General features: G+C 60.4%; 22 protein-coding genes and 1 riboswitch. Of the genes, 12 read left to right on the forward strand and 10 right to left on the reverse strand.

Annotation, left to right across the window (positions count from 1 at the left end):
* Positions 1–59: 59 nt before the first annotated feature.
* Complete coding sequence (locus C2U40_RS00610) at positions 60–641, reverse strand: hypothetical protein (RefSeq protein WP_103827317.1); 582 nt, start codon at positions 639–641, stop codon at positions 60–62.
* 211 nt (positions 642–852) lie between these two features.
* Here C2U40_RS00610 and C2U40_RS00615 point away from each other — a divergent pair, with 211 nt between their 5' ends.
* Positions 853–2,028 carry an iron-containing alcohol dehydrogenase gene (locus tag C2U40_RS00615; protein WP_103827318.1) on the forward strand — a complete coding sequence of 392 codons (1,176 nt, stop codon included), beginning with the start codon at positions 853–855 and terminating at the stop codon, positions 2,026–2,028.
* 146 nt (positions 2,029–2,174) lie between these two features.
* Here C2U40_RS00615 and C2U40_RS00620 read toward each other — a convergent pair whose 3' ends face one another.
* From C2U40_RS00620 to C2U40_RS00630, 3 genes are all read right to left on the reverse strand, one after another.
* Entirely contained in the window at positions 2,175–2,804 is a 630-nt protein-coding gene (locus tag C2U40_RS00620) for a glutathione S-transferase family protein (RefSeq protein ID WP_181014749.1), read from the reverse strand.
* A 108-nt stretch (positions 2,805–2,912) separates the two neighbouring features.
* Positions 2,913–4,181 (reverse strand): O-acetylhomoserine aminocarboxypropyltransferase/cysteine synthase family protein, encoded by a 1,269-nt coding sequence (locus C2U40_RS00625; RefSeq protein WP_103827320.1) that lies wholly within the window; start codon positions 4,179–4,181, stop codon positions 2,913–2,915.
* A gap of 156 nt (positions 4,182–4,337) precedes the next feature.
* Positions 4,338–4,514: a hypothetical protein gene (locus tag C2U40_RS00630; RefSeq protein ID WP_016349280.1), complete on the reverse strand. Its 177-nt coding sequence runs from the start codon at positions 4,512–4,514 to the stop codon at positions 4,338–4,340.
* Between the two features lie 100 nt (positions 4,515–4,614).
* On the opposite strand from C2U40_RS00630, the gene sgrR reads away from it, so the two are divergent.
* Genes sgrR through C2U40_RS00645 form a run of 3 tightly spaced genes read left to right on the forward strand, consistent with a single transcriptional unit; the run spans position 4,615 to position 7,524 of the window.
* On the forward strand, positions 4,615–6,348 hold the full coding sequence (gene sgrR / locus C2U40_RS00635) for an HTH-type transcriptional regulator SgrR (protein ID WP_181014750.1): 1,734 nt from the start codon (positions 4,615–4,617) through the stop codon (positions 6,346–6,348).
* 35 nt (positions 6,349–6,383) lie between these two features.
* Complete coding sequence (locus C2U40_RS00640; RefSeq protein ID WP_103827322.1) at positions 6,384–6,779, forward strand: acyl-CoA thioesterase; 396 nt, start codon at positions 6,384–6,386, stop codon at positions 6,777–6,779.
* Positions 6,780–6,810: 31 nt separating this feature from the next.
* A complete protein-coding gene (locus C2U40_RS00645; protein WP_103827323.1) occupies positions 6,811–7,524 on the forward strand; it encodes a hypothetical protein in 714 nt (237 codons plus the stop codon).
* Positions 7,525–7,588: 64 nt separating this feature from the next.
* On the opposite strand, the gene C2U40_RS00650 is transcribed toward C2U40_RS00645, so the two are convergent.
* Both C2U40_RS00650 and C2U40_RS00655 read right to left on the reverse strand, forming a co-directional pair.
* On the reverse strand, positions 7,589–8,332 hold the full coding sequence (locus C2U40_RS00650) for a lipase secretion chaperone (RefSeq protein ID WP_103827324.1): 744 nt from the start codon (positions 8,330–8,332) through the stop codon (positions 7,589–7,591).
* Entirely contained in the window at positions 8,329–9,240 is a 912-nt protein-coding gene (locus C2U40_RS00655; protein ID WP_042066117.1) for a lipase family alpha/beta hydrolase, read from the reverse strand. The genes C2U40_RS00650 and C2U40_RS00655 overlap by 4 nt, the downstream gene beginning before the upstream one ends.
* Before the next feature lie 290 nt (positions 9,241–9,530).
* Between C2U40_RS00655 and C2U40_RS00665 the strand changes: the two genes are divergently transcribed.
* The gene (locus C2U40_RS00665) at positions 9,531–9,956 is read left to right on the forward strand and encodes a hypothetical protein (protein ID WP_016349286.1); all 426 of its coding nucleotides are present in this window, start codon (positions 9,531–9,533) and stop codon (positions 9,954–9,956) included.
* A gap of 21 nt (positions 9,957–9,977) precedes the next feature.
* Entirely contained in the window at positions 9,978–10,592 is a 615-nt protein-coding gene (locus tag C2U40_RS00670; RefSeq protein ID WP_103827326.1) for a superoxide dismutase, read from the forward strand.
* 55 nt (positions 10,593–10,647) lie between these two features.
* Here the strand turns inward: C2U40_RS00670 and C2U40_RS00675 are convergent, their stop codons facing one another.
* The 3 genes from C2U40_RS00675 to C2U40_RS00685 all read right to left on the reverse strand — a co-directional run bounded on the left by C2U40_RS00675 (position 10,648) and on the right by C2U40_RS00685 (position 15,384).
* Positions 10,648–11,655: a SanA/YdcF family protein gene (locus C2U40_RS00675; RefSeq protein ID WP_103827327.1), complete on the reverse strand. Its 1,008-nt coding sequence runs from the start codon at positions 11,653–11,655 to the stop codon at positions 10,648–10,650.
* A gap of 166 nt (positions 11,656–11,821) precedes the next feature.
* Entirely contained in the window at positions 11,822–14,569 is a 2,748-nt protein-coding gene (locus C2U40_RS00680; protein ID WP_103827328.1) for a collagenase, read from the reverse strand.
* Positions 14,570–15,060: 491 nt separating this feature from the next.
* On the reverse strand, positions 15,061–15,384 hold the full coding sequence (locus C2U40_RS00685; RefSeq protein ID WP_065479870.1) for a fimbrial protein: 324 nt from the start codon (positions 15,382–15,384) through the stop codon (positions 15,061–15,063).
* 93 nt (positions 15,385–15,477) lie between these two features.
* A riboswitch (cyclic di-GMP riboswitch) is annotated at positions 15,478–15,563 on the reverse strand.
* 1,032 nt (positions 15,564–16,595) lie between these two features.
* Between C2U40_RS00685 and C2U40_RS00690 the strand changes: the two genes are divergently transcribed.
* From C2U40_RS00690 to C2U40_RS00715, 6 genes are all read left to right on the forward strand, one after another.
* Entirely contained in the window at positions 16,596–17,138 is a 543-nt protein-coding gene (locus tag C2U40_RS00690) for a fimbrial protein (protein ID WP_103827329.1), read from the forward strand.
* Positions 17,139–17,237: 99 nt separating this feature from the next.
* Positions 17,238–17,627 carry a hypothetical protein gene (locus tag C2U40_RS00695; protein ID WP_181014754.1) on the forward strand — a complete coding sequence of 130 codons (390 nt, stop codon included), beginning with the start codon at positions 17,238–17,240 and terminating at the stop codon, positions 17,625–17,627.
* Positions 17,628–17,694: 67 nt separating this feature from the next.
* Positions 17,695–20,229: a fimbria/pilus outer membrane usher protein gene (locus C2U40_RS00700; RefSeq protein ID WP_103827331.1), complete on the forward strand. Its 2,535-nt coding sequence runs from the start codon at positions 17,695–17,697 to the stop codon at positions 20,227–20,229.
* A 10-nt stretch (positions 20,230–20,239) separates the two neighbouring features.
* On the forward strand, positions 20,240–20,971 hold the full coding sequence (locus C2U40_RS00705) for a fimbrial biogenesis chaperone (RefSeq protein WP_077096674.1): 732 nt from the start codon (positions 20,240–20,242) through the stop codon (positions 20,969–20,971).
* 2 nt (positions 20,972–20,973) lie between these two features.
* On the forward strand, positions 20,974–21,999 hold the full coding sequence (locus tag C2U40_RS00710; RefSeq protein WP_103827332.1) for a fimbrial protein: 1,026 nt from the start codon (positions 20,974–20,976) through the stop codon (positions 21,997–21,999).
* A gap of 8 nt (positions 22,000–22,007) precedes the next feature.
* Positions 22,008–22,547: a fimbrial protein gene (locus C2U40_RS00715; RefSeq protein ID WP_077096672.1), complete on the forward strand. Its 540-nt coding sequence runs from the start codon at positions 22,008–22,010 to the stop codon at positions 22,545–22,547.
* A 2-nt stretch (positions 22,548–22,549) separates the two neighbouring features.
* On the opposite strand, the gene C2U40_RS00720 is transcribed toward C2U40_RS00715, so the two are convergent.
* Positions 22,550–23,779 carry a winged helix-turn-helix domain-containing protein gene (locus tag C2U40_RS00720; protein ID WP_103827333.1) on the reverse strand — a complete coding sequence of 410 codons (1,230 nt, stop codon included), beginning with the start codon at positions 23,777–23,779 and terminating at the stop codon, positions 22,550–22,552.
* Between the last annotated feature and the right edge of the window lie 145 nt (positions 23,780–23,924).

Here is a 23,924-nt window from a genome sequence, read left to right on the forward strand (position 1 = left end):
GGCTGCCACTCCCTTGGTGACCGGACGGAGCCCGGCCGCTGCATCGACTCAGGCCGTCGCTACTTCTTCTCGGGCAGAATGCCGATCCCCACCGCCTGGGTCTGCACGGCCTTGATCTGGTCGCCCTTGGCGATCAGCGCAAACTGGGCCGGGTTGTGCACCTTGAGCACCAGGGTGTGATCCACCCCCTTCACCGTGATGGTCTGCTGCCCCTTGTCGACCGCGATGACGTCGCCATAGAGAGTGACCTTTTTGCCGATCCCGGCGCCCGGCTTCTCGCCTGCCTCGGCCTTGTCGGCCGCCACTTCCACGACACGTTTTCTCACCCCGGCGGTGCCCTTGAGCAGCTCCAGATCCAGCATCTGCATGTATCTCAGTGCTACCGTATCGCCCACCTTGAGGTTGGCCAGGTTGGTGACCTGCTCACCGGCGACGATGTCGAATGCCTCGCCGGCGGCGTTTTTCAGGCTGACCTTGCGGCTGGCCATATCGATGGCAGTGACCGTGGCCTGGGCCGAGACGGCTTCCACCAGATTGGCCTTGCCAGGGGCCGTGGTGACTTCGGCCGCCACCTCGGCGGCCTGTGTCAGGCAGGTTGAAAGGGAGAGCAAACCGGCAATCCATGCATGCTTGAGTTTCATGTGTCAGACCTTATCAACAAAAGAGTGAGGAGGGTGGGAGCGGGGCGATGAGAGTGGAACACCCGGTTCCCAGAGAGACCATAGCAGAGCGGCACGGAAACAGGAGTGGCGCCGCATCACATCTTTCCGCTAGCCCGGCCCCCACTGCGCAATTTGATAGCCGGCTCCCGTTTTTTGACCTGCCGGAGCCACAGGCGCACAATTCCCCTGCATGTATTCAACCGAGGGCTCTGCCGTGTACAACTTCCAATATGCCAATCCTACCCGCGTCTGTTTCGGTGACGGCCAGATCGCCAGGCTGCCGGAGCTGATCCCGGCCGGCCGCCGCCTGCTGGTGCTCTACGGCGGCGGCAGCATCAAACAGAACGGGGTCTACGAGCAGTTGACCCAGGCGCTGGCGGGACGGGAGTGGCTGGAGTTTCCCGGCATCGGCGCCAACCCCCAGTATGAACAGCTGATGGAGGCGGTGGCCCTGGTCAAGCGCGAGCGCATCGACTTCCTGCTGGCGGTCGGCGGCGGTTCCGTGGTGGATGGCAGCAAGTTCGTGGCCGCCGCGGCCTGCTTCGAGGGGGCGGATCCCTGGGAGATCCTGCTGCACAAGGCCCCCATCAAGGCAGCGCTGCCGCTGGGCTGCGTGCTGACCCTGCCGGCCACCGGTTCGGAGAGCAACCCGGCCGCCGTGGTGAGCCGCGGGGAGGCCAAGCTCTCCTTCATGAACCCGCTGGTGCAGCCGGTGTTTGCGGTGCTGGATCCCACGACCACCTACAGCCTGCCGCCGCGCCAGGTGGGCAACGGGGTGGTGGATGCCTTCGTCCACATCATCGAGCAGTACCTCACCTTCCCGGTGGGGGGCGAGGTGCAGGACCGGCTGGCGGAAGGGCTGCTGCAGGTGCTGGTGGACAACGGCCCGCGTGCGCTGGCGGAGCCCACCAACTACCAGGTGCGCGCCAACCTGATGTGGGCGGCCAGCCTGGCGCTCAACGGCCTCATTGGTCGCGGTGTGCCGCAGGACTGGTCCACCCACGCCATCGGCCACCAGCTCACCGCCCTGCACGGGCTGGATCATGCCCAGAGCCTGGCGGTGGTGCTGCCCTCCCTGCTGCGTGAGCAATCGGCCCAGAAGCAGGAGAAGCTGGCGCAGTTCGCCGAGCGGGTATGGCACTCCAGCCGGGAAGACAAGGCGCTGCGCATCGAGGAGGCGATTATCCGCACCGAGCAGTTCTTCCAGCAGATGGGGGTGGGCACCCGGCTTGCCGACTACGGCCTGAGCGAGAGCTGCATCCCTAGCATCTGCTCCAACCTCAAGCGTTTCGGGCTGACCGCCCTCGGGGAGCAGCAGGACATTGATCCCGACAAGGTAGCGCGGATCCTTTCTCACGCCCTCTAGGCCTGAGGCCCTTGGCCAAGGGGCGATCTGGACAACAAGTGCGGCCAGGATCCTCTCTCACGCACTCTGATCATCTGGCTGACGGCCGGAAAAGAGAACGCCCCGATCATCGGGGCGTTTTGCGTGGTGTCGCCGGGCACTGCCGTTTATCCGGCGCTGCGGTCCAGCTCGCGCTCCAGCGCCGCCGCCTTCTGGCGGGCCGGATGGGTATTGAGGCGCTGCCAGTAGGCTTGCAGATGCGGGAACTGGGCCAGCTGACCGCTTTGCGCCAGCAGATCCACCAGGAAGGAGTTCAGGATGTCGGCGCCGGTGAGGCGATCGGCCACCAGATAGCGGCGGCTTGCCAGCACCGCATCGAGGTAGCCCAGCACCTTGGCGCACTCGGCTTTGGCGTAGTCCGGCAAAAAGCGCATCGGGCTGCCGTCCTTGCGCACGAACATGTCGAGCAGCAGCGGCAGAATGCCTGAGCTCTCGGCAAAGTGGAGCCACTGCAGATATTCGGCATAGTCGGGGCTATCTTGAGCCGGTGCCAGCCGATCGGCGGCGTGGCGGGCGATCAGGTACTCGGTGATGGCACCGGATTCGGCCAGTACGCGGCCGTCGAACTCGATGACCGGCGACTTGCCGAGGGGGTGGATGGCCTTGAGCTCGGGCGGCGCCAGAAAGGTGGCGGCATCGCGCTGATACGCCTTGATCTCATAGGGCAGGCCCAGCTCTTCAAGCAGCCAGATGATGCGCTGGGAGCGGGATTTGTTCAGGTGGTGCAGGACTATCATGGAAACCTCGACGCAGTGACGGAAGGCGGTGATACGCAGCGGCGCGGTGGCAGGTTCACCGCTGACCAAAAAAGAGCGGGCTGGATGCCCGCTCCTGCGTTGACTGACTCAGGCCTCCAGCGCCTGATCCAGATCCGCCAGTATGTCCTCGATGGCTTCGATCCCCACCGACAGCCGGATCATCTCAGGTTTCACGCCGGCCTTGGCCTGCTCCGCCTCGCTCAACTGGCGATGGGTGGTGGAGGCCGGGTGGCAGGCCAGCGACTTGGCATCGCCGATGTTGACCAGCCGCTTGAAGATCTTGAGCGCATCGTAGAAGCGCACGCCCGCTTCATAACCATCCTTCAGACCGAACGAGAGAATGGCCGAGGGGCGGCCGGCCATGTATTTCTCCGCCAGCAGGTAGTGGGGGTGACCCGGCAGACCGGCGTAGCTGACCCAGGCCACCTTGGGGTGGTGCTTGAGGTGATGGGCCACCCGCAGGGCGTTGTCGACGTGGCGCTCCATGCGCAGGCTCAGGGTCTCCAGCCCCTGCAGCAGCAGGAAGGCGTTCATGGGGGCCAGCGCGGCGCCGGTATTGCGCAGCGGCACGGTGCGCACCCGGCCGATGAAGGCGGCCGGGCCAAAGGCCTCGGTGTAGACCACCCCGTGATATGAAGGCTCGGGTTGGGTCAGCTGAGGGAAGTGCTCGGCATGATCCGCCCAGGGGAACTTGCCCGAGTCGACGATGACGCCTCCCAGCGAGTTGCCGTGGCCGCCGACATATTTGGTCAGGCTGTGCACCACGATGTCAGCGCCGTGTTCGATGGGTTTGCACAGCACCGGGGTGGCGACCGTGTTGTCGACGATGAGCGGCACGCCGCGGGCGTGGGCCACCTTGGCGAAGGCCGCCAGATCGACGATGTTGCCGGCCGGGTTGCCGATGCTCTCGCAGTAGACCGCCTTGGTCTTGTCGTCGATGAGGGCGGCGATGGCCTCGGCGCTGTCATCCTTGGCGAAGCGCACCTCGACCCCGAAGCTCGGCAGCATGTGGGCGAACAGGGTGTAGGTGCCGCCATAGAGCTGGGGGGTGGAGACGATGTTGTCGCCGGCGGCGGTCAGCGCCTGGATGGCGTAGGTGATGGCAGCGGAACCCGCCGAGACCACCAGGCCGGCGATGCCCCCTTCCAGCGCGGCCATCCGCTGCTCCAGCACATCGTTGGTGGGGTTCATGATGCGGGTGTAGATGTTGCCTGGCACCGCCAGATTGAATAGATCCGCCCCGTGCTGGGCGCTGTCGAACTCGTAGGCCACCGTCTGGTAGATGGGCACGGCGACGGCCTTGGTGGTGGGGTCGCTGGTAAAGCCGTGGTGCAGGGCCAGGGTCGCATCTTTCATCACACACTCCTTGTTGGATGTTGCTGGGTAGCAGTTATAGATGGATAGACGTCCAATCTATCAGGCCCAGCGCCGATGTAAACCACCCAATCCGGCAAAGCAATTGCGCCCGTTGGCGAACTGCGCCCCCCCTTGTGCGATCCGGGCGAGGGGGGCTCAGAGGCGGCGGCGATACTCCCGATCGTCGATCTGCTGCATGTCCCACTGCATCAGGCGGTTGAGCTGGCTCATGGGATCTTCGATCAGGGTCAGCGGCCTGGGCAGGATCCGCTTGAAGTAACGGCGCAGGATCTGTTGGATCCGGTTCGGTTTGATGGGGTTGGCGTGGCTCATGATGGTGCTCCTCTGCTGTGGTTCTCACGTTCGCCAGCAGTATTGAGCTAAAATGCGGAAGTAAAAACTGATGACTTTAAGCAACAGGATTTCCTCTTTTATGCCCACCAGCCGCCTTTACCAGCAATTCCAACGGCTCGCCCAGCAGCTTGGCTGCGACGAGCGGGAGATCAGCCTCGCCGAGGTGGCGGATCTGCTCTGCTGCACCCCGCGCAACGCCCGCCTGCTGCTGCGCCGCATGCAGGATCAGGGTTGGCTCAGCTGGGCGGCGGAGGCCGGGCGGGGGCGGCGCTCCCGGCTCACCCTGCTCGACAACCAGGAGAGCCTGACCCGGCGCCGGCTGCGGGATCTGCTCAGCCAGGGCCAGCTGGCGCAGGCGGTGCGGCTGGCCGAAGATCGCCTCGATCTGCTCACTCCGCTGCTGATCGAGCAGCTCGGTCAGGCCACCCGGGAAGGGCGCCAGATCCTGCGGGTGCCCTACTACCGGCCGCTGCCGCGCCTGTTGCCCACCGGCCCACTGCGTCGCTCCGAAATCCACCTGAGCCGCCAGATCTTCAACGGCCTGACCCGGCGAAATGAGGAAAATGGGGAAATCGAGGGGGATCTGGCCCACCACTGGGAGTGTCTGGGCCCCTGTCACTGGCGCTTCTACCTGAGGCCGGCGGTGCGCTTTCACCATGGCCGCGAGCTGGTGGTGGAGGACGTGGTGGAGAGCCTGCTGGCCCTGCGCGATCGCCCGCTGTTCGCCCATCTGGCGCGGCTGGAGAGCCCCTGGCCGCGCACCCTGGATCTTCATCTCGACAGCCCGGATCCTCTGCTGCCCCAGCTGCTGGCCGAGCCGGTGGCGGCCATCCTGCCGCGTGAGCTCAAGGGGGAGGCGGGCTTTGCCCTGCAGCCGGTGGGCACAGGCCCCTACAGGGTGACCGCCAACGATCCGCTGCAGCTGTGTCTCGCGGCATTCGACGACTACTTCGGCCTGCGCGCCCTGCTCGACGAGATCGACATCTGGATGCTGCCGGAGCTGGCGGAGCGGCTGGAGAGCCACTTGCAGCTGGGGCGCGACAGCCCCGAGCTTGGCACCATGCGCGGCGAGTCGGAGCTGGAATCCGGCTGCTACTTCCTGCTGCAGGACGACAGATCCGCACCCTTGCAGGATCCCGCCCTGCGCCAGTGGCTGGCCGGCCTGCTCAACCCCATCGCCCTGATGGCGCGGGTCGCCCCCGAGCTGCAGCGGGGCTGGACCAGCGCGCTCGGCCTCTTGCCCCACTGGCGCGAGGCGCAGCCGGCCCCGCTGCCGACGCCGAAACAGCTGCCGCGCCAGCTGGTGCTGGCCTGCTTCAACCAGCACCTGGAGTTCAACGAGTGTGCCAACGCCATGAGCAGCCTGCTGGCAGAGCAGGGGATCCGGCTCGAGGTGCGCACCCTGGACTACGGCCGCTGGGTGAGCGGGGCGGACGAGGACGTGGATCTCTGGCTCGGCACCCTCAACCTGGAGCACGAACACGCCTTCGCCCCCTACGCCTGGTTGCAGGGCACCCCGCTGCTGCGCAAGGTGTGGGGCAGCCAGCAGCGCCTGTGGCAGGGGCTGACGCAGTGGCGCGCCAGCTGCGAGGAGCCGGGGCCACGCGCCCTGCTGGCAAGCGTGCAGCAGCAGGGCTGGTTCGTGCCGCTGTTTCACCACTGGCTGGAGCTGGAGAGCCGGGTCGGCGTGCACGGGGTGCGGATGACTGCGCTCGGCTGGTTCGATTTTCGCAGCGCCTGGCTGCGCCCGGAGCTGGCCGTCGGCGCCGGCGACACGACGGGGGAGCTTGAGTCCAAAGGCGGGCCGCGTTAGCCTGAGCGCGGTCCAACGACAAGGAGTCGATATCCATGCTGGAAATGCAGATCCAACCCCGTTTTCAAGAGACAGATGCCCTCGGCCACATCAACAACACGGTGCCGGCAGTCTGGTTTGAATCGGCCCGCGACCCGCTGTTTCGCATCTTCTCCCCCGAGCTGGATGTGCACAACTGGCATTTGATCATCGCGGGTTACACGGTGCAGTTCAAACGGGAGCTTTTCTACGGCCAGCAGGTATTGATCAAGACCGGGGTCCGCCGCATCGGCTCCAGCTCCTTCACGCTCTGGCAGGAAGCCTGGCAGGGGGACGAGCTGGCGGTGACTTCCGAAACCACCCTGATCCATTTTGACTACCAGTCCCGCCAGTCCATTCCCCTGAGCGATCGCCACCGGGAGGGGCTGCGGGCCTGGCTGATAGAAAGCTAACCTTGGCCCACCGGCCAATCACAGGACACTTATGCGCAATACCGTGATCGCCCTGAGCCTCGGCTTGGGACTGGGGCTCTGCTCCCTGCCTTCCGTGGCGGCCTCCCTCGCCGAGCAGTTCTCCCTGATGGAAAAGGGGGCCGAGAGTGCCCTCGATACCCGTCTGTTCAGCCACGACGGCGTCGACATCAAGGCCTGGGTGGATGGCGCTCCCGTCATCATCGCCGTGCCCATCATGAACGAGCAGGGCAAGCTGGAAGGGGAGAGCCGCTACTACTTCAAGGGCGGCAAGCTGTTCGGGGTGAAGGAGCCCGCCGCCCAGTTCACCTTTGACGACAGTGGCAAGCTGACCCAGTGGCTGGACGAGAAGGGCCAGCCCGCCGAGTTCGTCAGCAAGATGAGCATGCAGCAGCGGGAAGTCTGGCTCACCAAACGGGCGGCCGAGCTGGGCAAACTGTTTGCCCAGAGCCCGGCCGAACAGAAGGCGGCCAAGGGTGGCGTCAAGTTCAAGGGAGCGGAGCTGGCCCACTGGCTCTGCAACGGCAAGTTGATGGCGCTGGCCGGGGGTGACAAGGTGACCTTCGAGCAGGCCAAGCTCAAGACCCGTGCCGAGGGTATCGAGGGGGAAGTTTCCCTGCGCCAGGAGAAGGGGTGGCAGGATCTGAGCCTCAAGTGCGAGGTGCAGGGACCCCAGGTGACCCGCCTTACCTGGCAGCCGCTGCCGGGTGCCAACAAGCCGCAGTAAGCGCGGCAGTATCAAAGCAAGGGGCCCAGATATGGGCCCCTTTTTATTTTGGTTATTGTGGCGGTTACTCGCCCAGCCTGAGCCGGGTGAGGGCTTCCACCCGTCGCCACTGGTCGGGCTCGAACCAGCGCGCCAGTAGCTCCGGCTGCTGTTCGGCTCGGCGCTCGGCGGGCAGGGGCTTGAGTTCGGCCAGATAGCCGGCCAGCTGCTGCTCGAACCCCTGCTGGCTTTGCGTCAGCTGGTGCAGCCGGTCCGCCGCCTCCGGTCCCAGCTGCTCGCGCAGCACGGTGTCGCGCTCGGCTGCCGGCAGCCGCTCCAGACTCTGCAGGTCGCCGAGCAGGCGGCTGTTGGCCTCCGCCTCCCGAAACCACTGGGGCTGCTCCGCCAGCCAGAGCTCGAGCTCGCTCGCCAGCAGCGGCTTGTCGGCATCGCCAGCCTCCGCCAGCGCCTTGCGGCGCAGGGTCCACTGCTCCATCAGCCGATCTTCGGCAAACAGCTGCTCCTGCTCGGCCGGGGTGAAGCTCTGCTGGCGCAACTGCTCGCGCTCGTCGAACAGCACCTGCAGGCTGGCCAGGCCCGGATCGGTCGGCACCGTCAGGCTGCCTTCGGCGGCGAGAAAGGCTTCATAGCGGGTCTGCAGCGAGCTCTCATCGGGCGAGGAGGCCGCCTGCCGGGCCAGGGGGGCGCTCGGCCTTGCCTCGTCCACCGGGGGAACGGCTGGGGTGGAGTTCGGGGCGGGCCACAGCTGCCAGCCCCCCAGCAGCAGGGCCGCCCCCAGCGGAGCGGCCATCAGCCATGCCTTGTTCATAACCCCAGTCTCTGCAGGCGGTTGGCATGCTGGCGATAGAGGCTGACCGGGTCGGTCTCAAACAGGTGGCGAATGCCGAACGACTGGTTCACCTCGTCCAGGTGGTTCATCCGGTAGTCGGTGCCGATCACCTTGCCGAGGTGGCTGCTGCACACCCCGACCAGGCCGTCGTTGGGCTCCTTGAAGAAGCTGCCGGTCAGCGCCAGCGCCGGATCCACCGGATCCAGGATGTTGGTCATGGTGCCGCGCCCGCTCCAGGAGAAGTAGTAGACCCCGTTGGCGGCCTGCATGGGCCCTTCGCCGCAGTACTGGCTGGGCAGCCCCTCCGGGTAGCGCTGGTTGAAGCGCTGGGCGCCGGCGCTGGTGAGGGCGTCGAGGGCGGCGAGGGGATCCTGCGGCAGCTGGCTGCCCCCGGAGAGCAGCGAGATGACCCCGGACAGGGCGGAGGCAGCCGCCACCGCCAGCTTCTCGGCCACCGAGCCCGGTGCCACGTTGGCGCGCACCAGATCGGCGATCTCCGAGCCGTAGTTGACCCCACCCACGCTGGTGGCGGAGGCGACCAGCTCGGGGGCGACCGAGGCGACGTAGCGAATGGTGGGGCCGCCGTGGGAGTGGCCGATGAGGTTCACCTTCTCCGCCCCGGTAATGGCGAGCACCTGCTGCACCTGCTTGAGCAGCTGCTCGCCGCGCAGTTCCGAGCTCTGGGTGGCGGAGACCTGGGCCACATAGACCCTGGCGCCATCCCGGGTCAGCGCCTGGGGGATGCCGTAGAAGTAGTCGACCCCGAGCAGCTTGTCGAAGCCGAACAGGCCGTGCACCAGCACTATGGGGTAGCGGGTCTGGGTATACCCTGCCGCCTGGCCCAGCATGGGCAGGGCGCACAGCAGCACCAATAGCCATTTTTTCATCTTGTCCATCCTTGTGAATAAGGTTGCCGCAACGGCAACCACCGGCCTCATGCCAGTACCGACCAGCATGACGGAGCGGGACGTTTGCATCTGTGCAAATGATCACCAAACAGACAGATTCAAAAAAGCCCTACCCATATGGGCAGGGCTGTTGGCGGTGCCGGCACAACTATCCCTTGTGTTCGCCGCCCACATAAGTTAAATAATAATTATTATCATTTGTGGTGTTGAGGATCATGGCGGCGAGCTGGGTAAGAGGATGGGTGGGGACGGAGGAGAGCGACAGCAGCATGGTGCACTGGAAGGTGCAGACCATGAGCGGTAATCGCCACTTCGATGCCGGTGAACACGGCAAGGCGCTCTCCTGCTATCAGCAGGCGCTGTGGCTGGCCCGCCAGCAGTTTACCGGCTGGCCCGACGTGGACGAGGCGGTCGCCGCACTGGTGGTGGCCCACCACAATCTGGCGGATCTGCTGGTCGCCATGGCGCGGCCGGAGCGCGCTGCCGACCTGCTGTGCCACATCCATGACTGCCTGCTTGCCACCAGCCAGTCGCCGGCCAGCCCCGATCCTCTGCGGGATGCGGCCCTGCGCCACACCCGCAGCACCCATGCCGAGCTGCTCGCCTTCCTGCGCAAACACGGCAACCACGACGGCATCCGCCGCTGCCTCGGCCAGTGCCTGTGCCAGACCGGGTCCGCCCGCCAACTGCATTAATCACAATAAACAGAGGTGACCATGAGCCATACCCTGCCAGCCCTGCCCTATGCCTATGACGCGCTGGAACCCCACATCGATGCGCTGACCATGGAGATCCATCATAGCCGTCACCATCAGACCTATATCAACAACCTCAATGCCGCCCTGGCCGATCTCCCCGAGCTGGCGGCGCTGCCGGTGGAGGAGCTGCTTGCCCGCTTCGACAGCCTGCCTGCCAAGGTACAGGGGGCGGTGCGCAATCACGGCGGCGGTCACGCCAACCACAGCCTGTTCTGGCAGGTGATGAGTCCGCAGGGCGGCGGCGAGCCGGCCGGCGAGCTGGCCGCGGCGATCGAGCGAGACCTGGGCGGACTGGAGGCCTTCAAACAGGCCTTTACCCAGGCGGCGCTGAGCCGTTTTGGCAGCGGCTGGGCCTGGCTGGTGGTCGATCAGGGCGGCAAGCTGCAGGTCGTGAGCAGCGCCAACCAGGACAGCCCCCTGCAGGATGGGTTGGTGCCCATTTTGGGGCTGGATGTGTGGGAGCACGCCTACTACCTCAAGTACCAGAACAAGCGTCCCGACTACATAGCCGCGTTTTACAACGTGATCGACTGGAACGAGGTGGCACGGCGTTACGTGACGGCGCTGGCCTGATCGCCGGAAATACCGACCCCTCAATAGCAGAGACCCGCCTGTTGGCGGGTCTCTGCTATTGAGGGGTCGGCGCGCTGCTGGTTGGCGGCGCCGCACTGGCGGCAGCCGAATTATCCACGGGCGTAGCTTCGCTCGGCATGGCTGCGCTGGTGGTCTGGGCACTGCTGGTTGGTGTTGCCGCACTGGCGGCAGCCGGGTTATCCACGGGCGTTGACTCGCTCGGTGCAACTGCGCTGGTTGCCGCTGCCGCACTGGTGGCGGTTGCAGCGCTCACTGCCACTGCCGGCTTGGCCTTCGGCTTATGAGGGGGCGGTGCAATGGGCAGGCAGGGCTGGCTCGCCCCTATGGTGCTAAACGCCTGGCAGGGGACCGGGCCGCCGATGACGATGGGCTCGCCGAGGAACTTGGGACCCTTGTCCAGCACGTAGAGGTCGAGCAGCCCCATCAGGCGGGCGAACACCTCGCGCACCCGGGTCTTGATGCCCTGATAGGCGCTGGGATCCACGGCGTTGAAGCCGACCGCCTCGATGCCGAAATGGCGGGCGATAAAGATGGCTCGCTCGTTGTGAAAGGCCTGCGAGACCACGGTGAAGTGGGCCTGACCGAACACCTCCTTGGCCCTCACGATGGAGTCCAGGGTCCGAAAGCCGGCGTAGTCGCTGTAGATGACGTTGGCCGGGATGCCGGCCTGGATCAGAGCCCGCCGCATCTGGCGCGGCTCGTTGTATTGTACGGTGGCGTTGTCGCCGGAGACCAGGATGTAGTCCACCTTGCCGTTGTTGTAGAGCTCGGCGGCGGCCTTGATCCGGTACTTGAAGTAGTGGTTCGGGCTGCCGCCAATCAGGTACTTGGAGGTGCCGAGCACCAGGGCGACCCGGTTGTAGGGCACCGCATTGACGTCGTCGTAGGTGTAGTGACGGGCGTCCGAGACGGTCCACTCGCTGTAGCCCAGCAGTGTTGCGACGGAGGCCAGCAACAGGCAGAGGCAGGCGAGCAGGATCTTGGCAAACTTCTTCATGCGCGGTGCGGTTCGGGTCTGAAGTAAGAGGTGACAGAGGGTCATTCTATTACAAGTTGCCGCCGTACGTCAGGCTTGATGACCGCCGAAGACGTCACTCGGGCAGAGGTTGTCGCAGGGAGAGGTCGGCTAACTGCTTGATCCTGAGCCGATTAAAATCGTTCATAAGCAGGGGCGGCCATGGCCGCCCCTTGTCATAGCCGTCTCGTCCTCAGTGGGAGGAGTCGTTGGCTTTGCACTCGTCGGAGTCCTTGTTGGCTTCCCACCAGGGCAGCAGCTCACGGCCGAGCCACTGCTGGTAGGCCTCGCTGTCATTGGCAATCAGCTGGTCCAGCTCGGCTTCGAAGGCGCTCATGGCCTGCTGCTGATCCGGGTTGCGCAGGGCCTGGGCCATGGCCAGCCAGCTGGCGCCGCGACCGGTCTCGTTCAGGAAGCGGTGCACCGTGTAGGACCAAGAGTAGACCATCTCGCCGCCCTTGTCGTAATCCAGGTGCAGGATGTCGGCCAGGGCCGGACGATCACTGGCCGGACGGCCGGCGACGTTGTCCAGACCGCGGGCGAAGCACTGACCGTGGGCGACGAACTCCGCCAGCCCTTCCGACCACCAGGTGGTACGGTTGAGCGGGTAGTGGCCGAAGCTGCCGTACTGGTTGAAGCGGCCGTCCAGGTAGTGCACGTACTCGTGGCGCAGGTTCCACACCTGGAACGCTGGGCGCTTCCACTCCGCCTCGTAGGCAAAGAAGCGGGCCTGGTTGCCGGGGCGAGCCGGATCCCCTTCGAGGTAGATGCCGCCGTTGTCGGTGGAGACGCCGCCGAACAGGGCACTGCCGTAGCGTTTCCAGTCGGCGGAGGAGTTGAAGACCACCAGTTCCAGCGCCTCGTTGTGATCGTCCGCCACCGGCTGCCAGCCGGTCTCCATCTGCTGGTGGAACTGCTGCTCTTCGGCACCCAGTTCACGGCAGATCCCCTCGGCCTGATCCATGGTGAGATCCTGGGCCCGCAGGCGCAGGGTCGGCGAGCAGGTGTGCTCGAACGGCAGCACGTCCTCTACCCGGACAGGGGTGCAGAGCCCGGCAAAGTCGCCGCTGATGCAGGCTTCGCTGGTACGGTCCGTGTAGGTCAGGTAGTAGGTGGAGAGGGTCAGTGACATGTCTTCCAGCAGATCCTGGCTCTGCTGACCACCAGGGATCAGGTCGTGGTGGCGAACCAGTGCGATGACGGAGTCATCCAGCAGTTTGCGGTAGCCGTCGAGCTCGTCCGGACGGGTATAGCGGGCGACCCGGTAGAGGCGGGTGTAGGCATCCAGCACGTTGTTGAGCAGGAACAGATCGGCGCCATCCCGTCCCTTCCACAACGCGAGTTCGCTCATGCCGAGGGCGTGCAGCTGCTTGCGCAGCTCGCCATCCTGCTGGCGGAAGTCGTTGGCGAAGGGGTCGCTGTAGTCGCTGGCGAAGTCGAGGAAGTTGAGCAGATCGAACAGACCGGTCGCCCAGGCGTGCTGACCGTTGATCTCGCTGGCATGGCGGGTGCTGTAGGCCAGCATCTGGTTGAACTCGCCGAGCAGGGTGCCAAAGCGGCTCTGCACTGCCGGGCTCTTGAACTGGCCGTGCAGGGCGATGCTCCAGGCACCCATGACGGCACCAACCTCGTCGCTGGCCTGCTCCGGGAAGAGCAGCGGATGGGCGCCCAGCGCCGTCAACGCCTCGGCCAGCGCCTCGGCGGCGGCCGGGCCGTCTTCCTTGTGCTTGCCGTAGTTGTGGTAGTTGTGGGCACGCACGTATTCCAGCAGCAGCTTCATGGCCGGATGGGCCGGTTGATTGGCCGCCAGCAGGCTCTGGATGCCGCGCGACACGGCCAGCAGCTTGGTGTCATCGTGACCATAGTTCTCCTGCCAGACCGGCGCGGGCTGGCCACTGGCATCCTGCACTATCTTGGCTGCTTCGGCGTCCAGCAGCTCGGTGCCCGGCAGATCCGGCTCGGAACAGGCGCGGCCGTCGGCACGGCGACAGTCGAGTTGCTCTTCCTTGCTGGCCAGCACGATGGGGCGGTTGAGCACCCGGCTCTCCTGCCACTCGGTTGTTTCCGGCAGGGTCTGCCATTCGCTGCCCCCCACCGGGTATTGATAGCCGGTGTCCTTCAAGACCACCTGCACTTCGCTGCCGGCGGGCAGGGTCTGACGGCACACCCGATAGCTGATGGTCTTGTCCCCTTCCTGGCGGGTCTGGGGTTCATCGCACTCCTGCTGGGTCTTGGTCTGTTCCAGCAACCAGGTGTACTGGCGCCAGACGTGCAGCTCGCTCACCTGCTTGGCGGCCTGGCTGCCCGCGATGGGCTGCAGGCGGAAGAAGATCTGCTCGAGGCGGCCATCCCGTTCATTGGGGGTCTCTTCCAGTACCTTCAATTGCTGCCAGTTTTGCGGCTGGTACTGCCATACCTGCTCGGCGCAGCGACCTTCGGTGTTGAGCTCGCAGCGATCCAGCTCCTGCTCGCTGTGACCCAGGATGACCCGCTCCGCCAGCGGCAGACGATCCTGACGCGGCGCGGTCGGGGTGCCTGCCAGTGGCTCCCAGCGGCCCTGCTTCATGCCGTAGCCAAAGTCATAGCTGCTGGCCGGAACGGCCTTGCCGGCCGGCACCACCTCTTCACAGCTGAGGTAGCGGATCTGCCAGCCCTGCTCGATCTTGAGCTGCGGCTCGCCGCACTGCTGCTCTGCCAGCGCGGCCAGGTTGGCATCGCTCCAGTCGAAGCGGCGATACACCCTCAGCTGCTGATAGGGGGCGCCGCCGCTGCGGGCGCTCAGCTCGTAGGTCACTTCGGTGAGACGATCCCCCAGCTGACGGCTGGATTCACCTTTGAGTTGATACTGTTGCCAGTCGGAGGGGGAGTAATTGGCCAGCGCCGAAGTGGCAAACAGGCCCGGTGCTGCCAGCAGCAGCAACCTGGTACCCAGATTGTTCATTTTTATCCCTTTGCTTGATTGTCTGCGTGATTGACGCGTGCAATCTAGTCAGCCCCAAAGGGATATCAACCCACCAATCAGGCCATACAAATCATTTATTTAGATTAAATCAAAACAAAGTGAGCCCCATTGGGGGCCTGGTTGATAGCAAGGACTCATCTGCCATCTGGGGGGGATCTCAGTCTGAGGCCGACAACTGTGATCAACGTCTCGTTTGAGGTTCTTTTGCCAAGCGGGAATGCGACAGTAGCAAGCTGGGGATCAAGCAGGGAAAGAGCTGAGCTGCCTGCGTAGAAAGCAGGGGTCATAGTGAGAAGCCGCCGGGCGGCAGTTGGCATGGAAATAGAGAAAAACGGGAGGGGGATTGGTGGATGGAGAGCAGTGATTAACGATGGCAGCCTAGGGGAGGCTGTCGGGGCTCATTCTTCAAAAGGCGAGCAGATCCGCCCGAGGTAATGAACAACCTCGGGCAGATGGCAGGAACGACCCGATCAGAGGTAGCTGACGGTGACGATGGCCATGTTGCTGCTGCCGGCAGAGAGCTTGTACTGCATGGTGCTGCTGATGGTATTGAGACTGCCGGCTTGCTGCAGGCTGGCCAGATCCAGGGTCTGGCGCTGAGTGCCGGAATAGCAGGTCACGCTGTTGTCGGCGAAGTCGCAGGGAGCTTCGTAGATGGTACCGGTGAAGGTGATGGTGCCGTCGGCGGCGGAGGCTGTGGCAGGCAGCAAAGCAGCACCCAGCAGCATGGCTGCGGCGGCAGAAGAAGCGAAACGGATGGCGCTGTTGCGAACGGAAGCGGTGGAAGTGTTCATTTTTATGTCCTTTTCGTCACATGTCGTTGTACGAAAAGGGCAACGCAATCAAAGAGAATGACACAGATACAACTGATGACATCGCTCTTCTCAGATGGCAGCTCCGCTGTCTTAGGTTATGAACCCTTAGACCGGTGGCTTTGCGTCCCGACCTTTCGACCGGTTTGCCCTTTACTCTATGTTTAGATGATAACACCCTACTTTGAGAAATCAATCGCCATCAAAAAGTGTGGGAGATCAGTCACAAATAAAATTTTATATATGACCGTGACAGGAAATATATGGTCTGGCCCATATTCGGATGTGCATATCCAATATTGATCATCATTGTTGACTGCTGGCTTTTGACTGAACTTCAGTCAGTGGTAAACATGCATGATGGCCATCTGGTGAATTAAAATCAAGGCCACACTGGATGGTGGCAAGAGCAGATATATCAACTTCCCCCCAAGTCTAATGGGTTAAAATGATTACCTGATTACCTGATTACCTGATTACCTGATTACCTGATTACCTGATTACCTGATTACCTGATTACCTGATTACCTGATTACCTGATTACCTGATTACCTGATTACCTGATTACCTGATTACCTGATTACCTGATTACCTGATTACCTGATTACCTGATTACCTGATTACCTGATTACCTGATTACCTCTTTGGAGGCGGTTTACGAGGTGGGTGATAACTATTATCAAATATCCTGCAGTTATTTTAGTTGTGTTTTTGTTAACTTGTTGTGAGTAATTTTAAATTCACCGCCTAAGAATATTGAGATAGATGTTCTTTATATGAACGTTATTTATTTCATGATATCTAAATGTGTTCTTGGTTGGTTATAAGCATTTGTTTTTAAAGTGTTTATAAAATAATTTATATAAATCAAAATGTATTTGATGCGCATCAAATGAGTCGTTAATTTGTTCGTCAAGCAAAAGCGGAACACGGCTTTCTGCGCAGACGACAGGGATGTATGTAGTTGTGCAGATGAGGTGTAGCGGGAACTGCCCCTGATGCGGTGTGCTGCTTTTGCTTATTTAAATAAACCTTAAAAGGCACAGCTGATTATTGGCATGACCTCTCACCGGCTTAATGAGAGGTTGAGCACCAGCAGTTGCTGTGCTGCATATCGCGGCATCACTGAAGATCGTGACTCCAGCATGATTGGAGTGATGCAGTACAACACACGTTAATGTAGGTATAAACGAATGAAAGCTAACAAGATTCTGGTTGCTATGGGTGTTGGTTCCATGCTGCTGTGCGGCACTGCTTTTGCTGCTGGCACCACCGGTTCAGGCAAAGTCACCTTCAATGGTGAAATCATCAACGCTCCTTGCTCCGTTGCTCCTGAGTCTGTTGACCAGGTAGTTGAAATGGGTCAGATCAGCACCAAAGAGCTGGCCAACGGTGGCGAGTCCAACTCCAAGCCGTTCAGCATCAAGCTGCTGAACTGTGAAATCTCCGACAAGGAAGATGCCGTCAAGGTAACCTTCAGCGGTGCCAAAGACCCGGTAGATTCCAGCCTGCTGGTCATCGGTGGTGGTGACGCCGCTGGTGCCGGTATCAAGATGACCGCTCCGGGTGGTGCCGCGATCGTACTGGGTACCCCGACTGCCGCCTTCGGCCTGGTCAACGGTGACAACGAGCTGCCCTTCAGCGCCGTACTGAAAGGTTATGCCGATCAGACCACCAACCCGCTGAAAGCCGGCGCTTTCACTGCAGTAACCAACTTTACTCTCTCCTACGAGTAATAGAGTGCCTTAACGTGTGATCAGGGTTGTGGTGGTGCGAGCCACCACAACCTCACACATTCTGTTTCCTCACATCGAACCTTGATCATGAAAACTTCAATGATGGCAGCTATGGCGCTGCAGCTGGTGATGATGGCGGGATCAGTCCACGCCAACGAACGCACGGATGGACTGGCCGAATCGGGCTGTACGCTGGAGGTGCTGCGCAGCATTCCGCTGCAGGCTCAGCAACCGGGCACGCTGAAAATCAGCGGCTGTCAGGTCGATGGGGCGACGGAGGCATCACTGCCTTTTATTTCCATGTCCGTGCGCGGTGCCATGAGCGATGAGCTGGGCATTCTCAACAACGGCCAATATCACAAGGTATCCGGCGAGCATTTTATTATTTCGGATATCGTCAACAGTGATTTGGAATTCAATTTGGGGCTCACTAGTAGTCAGCTGTTTTTTCCGGACAGTACGACACTGTTTGAACTCAATTATATGTAAGCAAGCCAATTGCTTAGTGTAGATACCTCATTACGTGAGACCGTTATGCAATTCCTAGAGTGAAAATATGAGCGTTTCAACATCAGACTCTGTGAGAAAAAAACATTATTCAAAAATGGCTTTTATGTTATGCGTGCCCGGCCTGATGGCGGTGGCAAATCACGCATGGGCAGAAACGGAGTTTAATATTGATGCGCTCGATCTGGACGAACGGACCAAGATCGACCTCTCCCAGTTTGCCGACGAAGGTTACATCCTGCCCGGCGACTATTACCTCGAGATCGAGGTCAACAAGAACAAGCTGCCCCTGCAGAAGATACCTTTCTACGAGACTGACACCGGCAAGGGAAAGGGTGGGGTGGCCTGCCTGCCGCAAGAAGTTATCCCCAAGCTGGCGCTGACCGACGAGGCCATCGCCAAGATCGATACCTGGCACGATGGCCAGTGTGCCAACCTGCTGGCGCTGGACGGTGTGGTGATCTCCAATGACATAGGTAACGGCTTGCTGCGCATCGCCGTGCCTCAGGCGTGGATGAAATACAGCGATCCCAACTGGATTCCACCCGAACAGTGGGATGAGGGGATCCCGGGGATGATGCTGGATTACAACATCAACGCCCAGGTCAACGAAGGGGATGGTTACTCCAATCGCAACATCAGCAGTTACGGTACGCTGGGGTTCAACTACGGCGCCTGGCGTCTGCGGGGCGACTATCAGGCCACCTCTTACTGGGGCGATAATGAACGGACATCGACCGAGCTGAACCGTATCTATGCCTATCGCCCCTTGACCGACATGGCCGCCAAGCTGACGGTGGGCGAGCAGCAGCTCAACTCCCAGCTGATCGACGGCTTCCGCTATACCGGCGTCAACCTGGCCAATGACGAGCGCATGTTGCCGCCAAGCCTGCAGGGTTATGCGCCGGAAGTGAGCGGCATCGCCAAGACCAACGCCAAGGTCACCATCTCCCAGTCCGGCCGGATCATCTATGAGACCAACGTGCCGGCCGGTCCGTTTCGCATCCAGGGGCTGGACAGCTCGGTACGCGGCCGTCTCGACGTGCGGGTAGAGGAGCAGGATGGCAGTGTCAGCTCGTTCCAGGTCGACACCGCGACCGTCCCCTATCTGACCCGTCCCGGCTACGTCCGATACAACCTGGCGGTCGGTGCGCCTTCCGAACAGACGGATTCGGTGCACGATGTGCACGGTCCGGCCTTCGTGACCGGTGATTTCTCCTGGGGTGTGGCGAACTCCTGGTCGCTGTACGGTGGCAGCCTGGTTGCGGGTGAATACAACTCCATGGGGCTGGGTATCGGTCGCGATCTCTATGCCTTCGGCGCCATCTCTGCCGACCTGACCCAGTCCATCGCCAAGCTGCCGGGCCTCTCCACCAAGATTGGCCAGTCGGTGCGGGTGAACTACGCCAAGCAGTTTGATGAATACAACAGCGCCATCACCTTCGCGGGTTATCGCTTCTCCCAGCACAACTTCATGACCATGTCGCAGTTCCTGAGCAACAAGGATCGGTTGGAGAACAACACCACGACCTCGAGCGATGATTACAACACCTGGGGTGACAAGGAGCTCTATACCATCACCGCCAACAAGACCTTCTGGGCGGAGGATGCGGCCAAGGCGCTGACTGTCTATCTGGACTACACCCACAGAACTTACTGGGATCACGACGCCGAGGCTCGCTACAACTTGTCCATCAACAAGAACGTGAACATCGGCAGCTTCAAGGATGTCTCCGTCTATCTATCCGCATCCAAGACCAAGACCGAGAACTACGAGGATGACAAGAGCGTCATGCTGACCTTGAGCATGCCGATCGGGGACAGAAAGAGCGCGGGATACAGTGTGCAGTCCTTCAATGGCAAGGTGACCCATATGGCAAACTATCAGGATTACAGCCGGCCGGATGATACCTACCAGCTGGGGGCGGGCGTGCAGAGCAACGGCCACGCCGTGGCGCGGGGCTACTACAACCACAACAGCGACATCGGAGCGGTCAGCCTCAATGCCTACAGCGTGCAGAGCGAATACACCTCGGTCGGTGCCAGCCTGCGTGGCGGCCTGACGGCGACCCAGCACGGTGCGGCCCTGCACCAGGCGACCCGCCGTGGCGGTACCCGCATGATGGTGGATACCGACAAGACCTCCGGCGTCTCTTTCAACAATGGCCGCGCCGTAACCAACCGCTTTGGCGTCGCGGTGATCAGCGACATGACCGACTATCGCAAGAGCGACACCCGGGTGGACGTGGATCAGCTGGGCGACGACATCGATGCGATGAACGCCATCAAGCAGGGGACCCTGACCGAGGGCGCAATTGGGTATAATGCCTTCGAAATCGCCGAAGGGTTCAAGCTGCTGGCCAACGTCAAACTGCCTGATGGCTCAGTGCCGCCGTTTGGCGCCACCGTCGTCAAGGATTCCGGCCGGGTGCTCTCGGTGGTGGATGAAGATGGCCTGGTCTATCTGACCGGGGTGAAACCGAATGAAGCGTTTGAACTCTCATGGGGCGGGGCCCGCCAGTGCAAGATAGTGGCACCGCAACAAGTAACCGATCTGTCGATGAAGACTCTCACTTGCAAGTAATGGGATACCGATGAAAAAGCTGCTCTCTTATACCTGTCTGGCCGTGCTGGGCATGACCTCGCTCAACGTCAGCGCTGCCATCGTGCTGGACCGTACTCGTGTCGTCTATCCGGGCGGTGCCAAGTCCATCAGCCTCAACATCAAGAACGAGAACCAGAAGCTGCCCTACCTGGCGCAGGCCTGGATTGAAGATGCCCAGGGCCAGAAGATCGCGTCTCCCTTCGTGGTGCTGCCGCCGGTACAGCGGGTGGATGCCAACCAGAAGTCCATCGTGCGTATCGCCAGCGTGCCGGCCATCGACAGCCTGCCCAAGGATCGCGAATCCATCTACTACTTCAACCTGCGCGAGATCCCGCCCAAGAGCGAGAAGAGCAACGTGATGCAGATTGCCGTGCAGTCCAAGATCAAGCTGTTCTACCGCCCCGAGGCCATCCTGCCCGAGCGCGGTGCCATCTGGCAGGATCAGGTGCTGATCACCAAGCAGGGCAAGGCCCTCAAGGTCAACAACCCGACTCCTTACTACATCACCTACGTGGGCCTCGGCCATCCGCAGGGCAAGGAGCGGACCACCATCAAGGGGTTCTCCGCCTTTATGGTTGCCCCCAAGTCAGAGCAGACGGTCACCATCCCGGAAACCCTGGGCAATGAATTTGTGATCAGCTACGTCAATGACTACGGCGGATATATGGATATCAAATACCAGTGCACAGGCAATGCCTGTAAAGCTGTGAAGGAGAGATAAAGATGATATTGCGTACCGGTGTACTCGGTATCATGTTCTTGTCCATGCCGGCATTGGCTATCAATGGTGAAGTCAGGGCTGCTACAAAAACTTATGATATTGAGCTTAAAAAGGAAGACATCGTTAACGAGGTAGGTGCAAGAAAAGAGTTTAAGTGGGATTTGAATGGTACTTACCCTGGTACGGCATTCTGTCCAGATCAGGATATTATCGATCAACCTATTTATTACAAGGCAGTAATGAGTGCAGGGTTACCCAGCGTTGGTGGTGGATTTGTCAAGTTAAACGAATTTTTGGATCTCAAGGTTGATATCTGGATTGAAGGTGATCGTCGGGCATATGTTACTGCCCCTTTTACTGAAGAATCCAATTTGGGTAGGTTTACCTGCTACAAGAGAAAGGGCTCTGCAGATTTCGGTTTTAGAAGTGGTAGCAAGGGAATTGTGACGTTTCGCGTTCGTAAACCCATCATCAATGGCGTACAAATCGACGACCATGAAATAGTCGAGATGTTTGGTCGTCTGGGCAGAACGGATTCCGGATTCAATAACGAGGTCATGTCCAGAATCGTTATCAAGTCCTCAGTGTTGTATGTGCCAGAAAAATGCACCATCAACGGAGGGCAGACGATTGAGGTCGAGTTTGGTGACTTGCCTGGTTCCGGGCTGGATGGCAACAACTTTGAAAAAACGGTACCACTTAATTTCGTCTGCAGTGGTGGTGTATTTGACAAAGGGTCATCACTGAAAATAAATCTCGCCATTTCTGGTAAACCCACATCATTTAGCCAGAGTTATCTCAGAACCACTCGAGATGGATATAAAGGTGGTGACGTTATCAAGGATCTTGGTATCAAATTCAAACAACTGGATGGCTCGACACTGAATCTGAATGACTGGTATCCAGTTTCCATGCAGGGGAATATCGGTGACTGGGGTTTTATTGCCGCCCCGATAAGCCCTGCTGGCGCAGAAGTTGCTGCGGGTGATTTCTATGCAACCGGCACTATTGTTGCCTCATTCCAGTAGGAGTCGATATGTTGCGCTTAGGCTGTTTGGGGTTGTTGATTGTTCCGTTGTGGGTCAGTGCTGCTGCCGATGACCTTGAACTGCTTGGAGGGGATCTTCATCTCCATGGCCGTATCATCGATCAACCCTGTGTAATTGCCCCCGAGTCGCTCGATCAGGCGGTGGACATGGGAGTGGTCGATGTCAGGGAGCTTTATGCCAACGGGACCGGGGTTCAGGTCCCCTTTGTCATCCGGCTGACCAACTGCAAGTCGGGTATCTTCCGCATGGCCAAGGTGACCTTTACCGGTTCGCAGGACGCTCAGCTCAGTGGCGGTCTGGCATTTTCGGCAGGCTCCGCCAAGGGGGCCGGCATCCGCCTGTATGACGTGACCCAGTCCCCCTTGACGCTGGGAACTCCCTCCCGTGGTTATCTGCTGGGCGGCACGACGGAGAATGAACTGCAATTCTCTGCCCGGGTGGAAGGGCACCCGGACGCGCTGGCGGCCAAGAATATCCAGCCCGGTGACTATACCGCCGTGGCCAATTTCATCGTGGCTTATGAATAAACTCAGAGGTCGTTGCGCTGGACGACCTTTGAATTGCCGAGGCTGGGCCAGGTGATGACGCCACCCAGATAATTGGAGAGGTAAATGCCGCCCGGCAGCTGAATAAATTGTGCCGTTTGTTTGGGGGGCGTCAGCGCCGCCACCAGGGTTGCCACCATGCCATTGCTGGTCAGCGCCTGCTGATCAATGAAATTGACGATGGTATTTTTGACCTCGACCGAAATATCGCCGTCATCCCGCTCTATATCTCCGACAGAATCCAGATTGAACAGTGTCTGAGCCTTGTCGTCAGTCGCAATAACGGTCGCCACCACAATTTCTCTGTTCATGGTGACAATGAACTTGCTCTTTCTGGTCATCTCCACCCAGTTGTCCGGTGCCTGACAACTGCTGTGGTATCTGACGGTCGTGTCAGCATTATGGTAATAGTTGTGGGATACATTTTTCCCCTGCTGCGCCATGGTCGTGATCACACACTGCAGCTCTTCGGCGATAGGGTGACCATTGCGCAACATGAATATATTTTCCGACAATTGCTGGCTTTTATTGTCGATCGAGAAATAACTGATGGCCTCTTTGCCGACCAGAATGGAAACCTGTTCGTCAGCATAATGAGGAATGCGTTTTATCGGCGGCAACAGGGCGTCAATTTTCAATTTCAGCGCATTTTCCGTATCGCTGGTCATATAAAGCGAGACATGGCTGAGATTGATGGTCCGCAAGGTGTTGGCGGTGGCATAGCTATATATCACCACTGCCAGCGAGGTGAGTGATACCAGCAGCAGCAACAACACGATACGCTTTGGGCTGAAATACCTGTCATATTTGCGACGTGTATATTGGCGGCGGATCTGGGGCGCATTGGCTGGTGCCATCTGATTATCCGCGGGCACGGCCGATTCTTCTGTCTCGCCGACGACCTCGATAGGGGCACAAAAGATATATCCCACTCGTGGAATGGTATCGATCGCATCCATCAAACCGAATGATTCCAGCTTTCTTCTCAATGAGAGGATCTGCCGGTTCAGGTTGGTATCGGTATTGTCCTGGTTTGGCCACAAGGCATCTTGCAGTTTGCTTCTTGGAATGACACTGCCTGCCTCATCACACAGCATTTCGAGCAGCTCGGCTTCTTTGTTGCTGAGCTTGATGTCCTTTTCTCCCTTAGAGAGTCGGAATATTGCCGCGGAGAAAAATATCTCCTCTGCAATTTTATAATTTTTGTTACTCATGTGTGACTCGCCTTACTGCCAAGGAGAGCATTTTACCACCATGCAGTCTTTGTTCAAATAATGCAAAATTGACAATGTCTTTAACTATCAAACGGTTACCTTTCCATTGAAATGCATGATGGCGGATATGGTACTACAGGTAATT

Source organism: Aeromonas sp. ASNIH4, from assembly GCF_002934425.1.
Taxonomy (GTDB): domain Bacteria; phylum Pseudomonadota; class Gammaproteobacteria; order Enterobacterales; family Aeromonadaceae; genus Aeromonas; species Aeromonas hydrophila.